At 69.5% G+C, this 2,774-nt stretch carries 2 protein-coding genes; one reads left to right on the forward strand and one right to left on the reverse strand.

Annotation, left to right across the window (positions count from 1 at the left end; all coding sequences use genetic code 11):
• Positions 1-154: 154 nt before the first annotated feature.
• Positions 155-1,210 carry a hypothetical protein gene (locus C5O18_RS08295; RefSeq protein ID WP_146089298.1) on the forward strand — a complete coding sequence of 352 codons (1,056 nt, stop codon included), beginning with the start codon at positions 155-157 and terminating at the stop codon, positions 1,208-1,210.
• A gap of 510 nt (positions 1,211-1,720) precedes the next feature.
• Here the strand turns inward: C5O18_RS08295 and C5O18_RS08305 are convergent.
• Positions 1,721-2,695, reverse strand: coding sequence for an alpha/beta hydrolase (locus C5O18_RS08305; RefSeq protein WP_158249308.1), 975 nt, complete (start codon positions 2,693-2,695; stop codon positions 1,721-1,723).
• Positions 2,696-2,774: the final 79 nt, after the last annotated feature.

Consider the following 2,774-nt stretch of genomic DNA (forward strand, 5'->3'; position numbering starts at 1 on the left):
TCCCGCCGGACAGGACGCCCCGGCCAGCGCGAAGGCGACCGCCCGGCCGCGCAAGCCGCGTGCGAAAAAGACCGCGACAACGGCGAGCACCGCCGCCGAGCCGGCGCCGGAGCCAGCACCGCCGGCCCCGGCAGAAACCGCGGCCGAAGACGACATGCCGCCACGCCGGCAGACCGCCGCGAAGAAGGCCGCCGGCAAGACCCGCCGCACCGCGGACAGCAATGAGGCCGTACCCTCCGCACGCGCCGTGGTGCGCAATGCCCGCGAAGTCGCGCGCAACGCCCGCCAGGCCGCACGCGATATCGGCGAGCGCGCCGGACGCACCATGCGCGAAGTCGCCGATGTCGCCAGCGAGGCCGCCCGGGAAGTCGCCGGCATGGCATCGGAAACCGCCAAGGGCGTGGCGGAAATGGCCGGCGACACCGCGCGCAACGCCATCCAGATTGCCTCCGAGGGCGCCCAGGTCATGGCCCAGCTCGCCGAGGACGGCGCCAAGGTCGCGGCCCAGCTCGCCGGCGACACCGCCAAGGCCGCCGGACAGATCGCCCGCGAGGTCGCCCTGCAGATGGCCCAGGCCTATCTGCGCAAGTCCACGCTGACCCTGCCGCTGCCGGAGAGCCTGCTCAACAAGCAGGTGCGCAAAATGGTTCAGGATCACCCGAGCGTCGACCACCTCACGGTCTACTGCGGCGACGACCGCCTCACCGTGGCGGTGGACGGCCACCACAACCGCCTGGTCTACACGCTGGAGCTGGAGTTCGACGTGCTGGAGTGCCGCATTTCGCGGCACGAGCGCTACCTGCGCGTGCGCCAGGTCGACGAGAGCCTCGACGCCCAGTTCCGCCAGTCCAACATCGTGGCGAGCTGGCTCACCCGCCAGGTCGGCCGCGGCGCGTTCTATGTCGCCAACCGCCTGCCGACGCGCTCGCCGGTGAACATGGCGCTGCAGGACATCCCCGGCGTCAGCCGCGAAGGCCCGCGCCTGTGGCGCATCGACCTGAACCGGACCGAGCTGGCCGACCTGTTCAGCAACCGCACATGGATGGTCGATAAGCTGCTCAGCCTGACCGACCTCAGCGTGCTGCCCGGCCTGACCACCTTGCGCGACAGCCGGGAGCTGCTGATGCAGCTGGTCAATCAGTTCGAGATCCGCGACCTGCGCGTGCGGCCGGGCCGCATCGAGGTGCTGGTGGGCATCAACCCGGGCTGAGCCGGTAACGCAGTCGGAGCGGTGTTTCCCGAGCCCTGCCGGAAAACACCGCCGCCGCTCACAGGCCCTGGCGGGCGAGCTTCTTCAGACCCTGGCGGATCGGCGTTTCCAGCGCCTTCTTCACCANACGCCGTAGTGGTTCTTCACCGGCCAGCCACCCTTGGTGATGGTGTACTCGATCAGCGTGTTCTCTTCCGCCTTGGTCACCGTCTCTTCCAGCGACAGGCCGCCCGGCAGCCCCAGCCGGCGCACCGAGCCGACGCCATTGACCGAGCCCTGGCCATCACGCACGCGCTTGATCTTGGCCGGGAAGATCGCCACCAGCTTTTCGTGATCGCTCAGGAAGGCATAGAGCTTGTCGACGGAAAACGGGAAAGCCTGGACCACCTCGATGTGCTGCGACGCCATGTCTACCTCGCTTGTAGTTCTGTTTTGAAAATGCACAACGTCAGATTTTGACGATACCCGATCATGCCCTGCCGTCCGGCGGCCGGCAAGCGGAAACGACCGTCAGGTCAGCACGTAGCGATCGAGCGCCTGCAGCACCTGCTCGCGCAGGTCCTCGCGCTCGTTGGCGAGGTGGTGCGAGGCCTCGGGAATGTCGACCTGGCGCTCGACCCAGGTCCGCCGGCGGATGAAATCGACGTTGTAGCGCCAGTCCACGGTCTCGTCGCGACCGCCCTGTACCACCGTCAGCGGGTAGCGGCACGCCGGCAGCGCCTGCAGGCGCGCCTCCCAGCGGATCACGCTGCCCAGCCAGCGCAGCGGAATGTGGCGGGCCTGGAACGGATCGCGGTGCCAGATCAGGTCGATGAAGTCGGGGTCGGCGCTGCTGCGGCGGAAATGCCGCGGCACGCTGCGCCGGATGCCGCGCAGCAGGCGGTGCCCCATGCGCACCTTGCGCCACTGCGCGATGCGCACCAGCGGCGCCCACAGCTGCACGCGCCGGAACAGCGGCCGCTCGCCCGCCGCCAGCGATGACAGCACGTGATCGAGCAGGATGCCGCCGCCGGTGCTCTGCCCCACCGCCACCCAGGGACCGGGCAGCCAGGGCTGCAGCGCCGCCAGCAGGTCGCGCAGCACTTCCTGGTAATGCTGGAAGTCCTCGATGTCGCCGGTCTCGCCGGATGACAGGCCGTGCCCGGGCAGGTCGATGGCCACCACGGCGTAGCCGCGCGCCAGCCCGCGGCGAATGACATGGGTGAACAGGCCGGCATGATCGAAGTAGCCGTGCAGCACCAGCAGCGTGCCGCGCGCCCGGGCCGGCGGCTGGTAGACATGGGTGGCGATCTGGTAGCCCCAGGCTTCGACCCAGCCCAGGTCATGGCGCACACCCGCCTCGGCGATGGCATCGAAACCGAAGAAATGGCAGTAGTCGGCGAGCGCACCCCGCGCCGGCGCACGCACATCGAGATCCAGCGGCGGCAGCGCCTGCCGGGCCTGATCGATGGAAAATGCTGTTGCCGTCCGGCCCGGTTCCGCCATGCCCGCCTCGTGCTGCTGGCGACCCGGCCCGGACCGCCTCATAATGGGGCGAGCTTACCGAGGATTCGAGCCCCATGCA

It is taken from the genome of Amnimonas aquatica (assembly GCF_002943415.1).
GTDB lineage: Bacteria > Pseudomonadota > Gammaproteobacteria > Pseudomonadales > Moraxellaceae > Perlucidibaca > Perlucidibaca aquatica_A.